At 69.6% G+C, this 3,722-nt stretch carries 1 protein-coding gene; it reads left to right on the top strand.

From position 1 onward, the window contains the following. Positions 1-3,722, top strand: a 3,722-nt coding sequence (locus ACZ5VQ_RS49255; protein WP_469110752.1) for a type I polyketide synthase, incomplete at both ends; no start/stop codon positions are given.

The raw sequence follows: 3,722 nt of genomic DNA, 5'->3' as shown, positions 1-3,722 counted from the left end.
CATGTGCGGCGGGGTGAGGGTCTGGCGGGTGTGTCGTTGGCGTGGGGTCTGTGGTCGGGTGGGGCGGGGATGGGCGCCCAACTCGACACCAAGGCACTACGCCGGGTTGCCCAGCTCGGCATGGTGCCGCTGACGCCCGACGAGAATCTCGCCCTCCTCGACGCCGCCCTGCGCACCGACGCCCCCGCCGCCGTCCCCGTACGTCTGGACCGTCGGGCTCTGCACGAACGGCACGACGGCATACCGCCGGTCCTGCGGGACCTGGCGCAGCCGGCCTCCGGCCGGACGAGGAACGGCCGGACAACCACAGGTCCTCAGCCCGTCGGCACACCACAGGAGACGTCCGGCGTCGTCACGCCCGGCGGCCCGGCCTCCGCCGAGCACTCGCTGGCCCGGCAACTCGCCGCCCTCACCGACGCAGACCGCGCCACCGCGCTGCTCGAACTCATCCAGGCCCAGGTGGCGATCGTCCTCGGACACGAGACACCCGACGCCATCGATCCCCTCCGCGCATTCAGCGAGATCGGGTTCGACTCGCTCGCCGCCGTCGAACTGCGCAACCGGCTCAACTCGGCGACAGGACTCAGGTTCACCGCCACCCTGATCTTCGACTATCCGACACCCCGGGCCCTGGCGGAGCACGTCTACGGGAAGCTCCTCTCCGTACAGGCACCCGCCGCGGAGAGGAAAGCGGTCGCCGCCCCCGTCACCACACGCGCCGCCGTCGACGAGCCCATCGCCATCGTCGGCATGAGCTGCCGGTTCCCGGGCGGCGTCAGCTCGCCCGAGGAACTGTGGGACCTGGTCGCCACCGGAGGAGACGCGATCTCCCTCTTCCCCGAGGACCGGGGCTGGGACGTCGAGAACCTCTACCACCCCGAGCCCGGAACGCCCGGCAAGAGCTCCACCCGCGAGGGCGGGTTCCTCTACGACGCGGCTCAGTTCGATCCCGGGTTCTTCGGCATCAGCCCCCGCGAGGCCAGCGCGATGGACCCCCAGCAGCGACTGCTGCTAGAGATCTCCTGGGAGGCGTTCGAACGCGCGGGCATCGACCCGGAGTCGGTACGAGGCTCCCGCACCGGTGTCTTCGCCGGGGTGATGTACCACGACTGGGGCATCCGTCTCGGCCACGTGCCCGACGACATGGCCGGCTACATCGGCAACGGCAGCATCGCCAGCGTCGTGACCGGCCGTGTCGCCTACACCCTGGGCCTGGAAGGCCCGGCGGTCACCGTGGACACCGCATGCTCCTCCTCGCTGGTCGCGCTGCACTGGGCGATCCAGTCCCTGCGCCGGGGCGAATGCTCCCTCGCACTGGCCGGCGGCGTCACGGTCATGTCGGCCCCCGACACCTTCGTCGACATGAACCGGCGGCACGGGCTGGCCTCCGACGGCCGCTGCAAGCCCTTCGCGGCGGCGGCCGACGGAACGGGCTGGGGGGAGGGAGCGGGCCTGCTGCTCCTCGAACGGCTCTCCGACGCCGAGGCCAACGGACACCGGGTCCTCGCGGTCGTACGTGGTTCCGCCGTGAACCAGGACGGCGCGTCGAACGGCCTGTCCGCCCCGAACGGCCCCGCTCAACAGCGTGTCATCCAGGAGGCGTTGGGCGCCGCCGGGCTGTCCGCCGCCGACATCGACGCCGTCGAGGGGCACGGGACGGGCACGACACTGGGCGACCCGATCGAGGCACAGGCACTGCTCGCCACGTACGGGCAGGAGCGACCGGACGACGGTTCGCCCCTCCGGCTGGGCTCGATCAAGTCGAACCTGGGGCACACCCAGGCGGCGGCGGGCGTGGCCGGGGTCATCAAGATGGTCGAGGCGATGCGGCACGGAGTGCTGCCGAAGACCTTGCATGTCGACGAGCCGTCACCAGAGGTGGACTGGTCGGAAGGCGCGGTCGAACTTCTCACCGAGCCCATCGACTGGGCTGCCCGGGACGGACTGCGCCGGGCCGGGATCTCGTCCTTCGGCATCAGCGGCACCAACGCACACGTCATCATCGAGCGGACCGAGACTCCGAGGGCGACCGAGCCGGAGCGGAAACCGGAGCCGGAGTCGACCTTCACGGCGGAACACGGGACCAGGCCGTCCGTCTTCGCGTGGCCGGTGTCGGCGAAGTCTCCCCAGGCACTGCGCGCCCAGGTCGGACGCCTCCGAGCGTTCCTCGACACAGTGCCGGACGATGCCATCGCAACCGTCGGACATGAACTGGCCACGACACGAGCCGCGTTGGAATACCGGGCGGTGGCGGTAGGAGCCGACAGGGACGAACTCGAGCGCGAGTTGGACGCCCTTTCCGAAGGCACCGGTGAGCAACCAGGAATCGAGACGACTCTGATCCGCAAGCTCGCGTTCCTGTTTTCGGGTCAGGGGTCTCAGCGGGTTGGGATGGGGCGGGAGTTGTGTGCTGCGTTCCCGGTGTTCGCGGGGGCTTTTGATGCGGTGCTGACCGAGCTGGGGCCGGAGGTGGGTTCTGGTTTGCGGGATGTGGTGTGGGGCGCCGATCAGGAGGTGTTGGATCGGACGGGTTGGGCGCAGCCTGCGTTGTTTGCGTTTGAGGTGGCGTTGTTCCGGTTGTTGGAGTCGTGGGGTGTGCGGCCGGATTTTGTGGCGGGGCATTCGGTGGGTGAGGTGGCTGCCGCGCATGTGGCGGGGGTGTTGTCTTTGGCGGATGCGGTGCGGTTGGTGGTGGCGCGGGGCCAGTTGATGGAGGCGTTGCCGACGGGTGGGGTGATGGTGGCCGTGCAGGTGTCGGAGGCGGAGGTGCTGCCGCATCTGACGCCGGGTGTCAGCATCGCGGCGGTCAACGGCCCGTCCTCGGTGGTCCTGTCGGGCCGTGAGTCGGAAGTCCTGGCTGTTGCGGAGGGTTTTGCTGAGCGTGGGGCTCGTATACGTCGGTTGCGGGTGTCGCATGCGTTTCATTCGGTGTTGATGGAGCCGATGCTGGCGGAGTTCCGTGCGGTCGCGGAGCAGCTCACGTATGCCGAGCCGTCGATTCCGGTCGTCTCGAATGTCACCGGTGCTGTGACCGGGGACGTGGCGTCGGCGGAGTACTGGGTGCGGCACGTTCGCGAGGCCGTCCGTTTCGCGGACGGCATACGCACTCTGGAGGCCGCCGGCGTCACCACCTATGTGGAGTTGGGCCCCGACTCCGTCCTGTCCGCCATGGGACAGGACTCGGTCGCGGATGAGGCCAACGTCGCCTTCGTACCCCTGCTGCGCCGCGGCCGCGGTGAACAGCAGGCGCTGCTCACGGGTCTTGGACGGCTCTTCGTACGAGGGCGGGCACTGGACAGGGCGGCGGTCTTCGGCGCCGACGCCGACCCCGACGGGAGGGGACCGCGGCTCGATCTGCCGACCTACGCCTTCCAGCGCGGCCGCCACTGGATCGACGCTCCTGAGACCGGGCCTGTGGATGTCACAGCCGTCGGGCTCCACGCCGTCGACCACCCCGTCCTCAGCGCGTCCGTGGCCTCACCGGACTCGGACGGCATTGTCCTCACCGGGCGGTTGTCGGCTCGTACTCATCCGTGGTTGGCGGATCATGCGGTGTTGGGGCGGGTGTTGTTGCCGGGGACGGGGTTTGTGGAGTTGGTGGTGCGGGCGGGGGATGAGGTGGGTTGTGGGCGGTTGGAGGAGTTGACGTTGGAGGTGCCGTTGGTGCTTCCGGTGGGTGGTGGTGTTGCGGTTCAGGTGGTGGTGGGTGGTGCGGATGGGTC

Source organism: Streptomyces sp. NPDC033178 (genome assembly GCF_055577685.1).
This window is presented reverse-complemented; position numbering and strand designations above follow the sequence as displayed.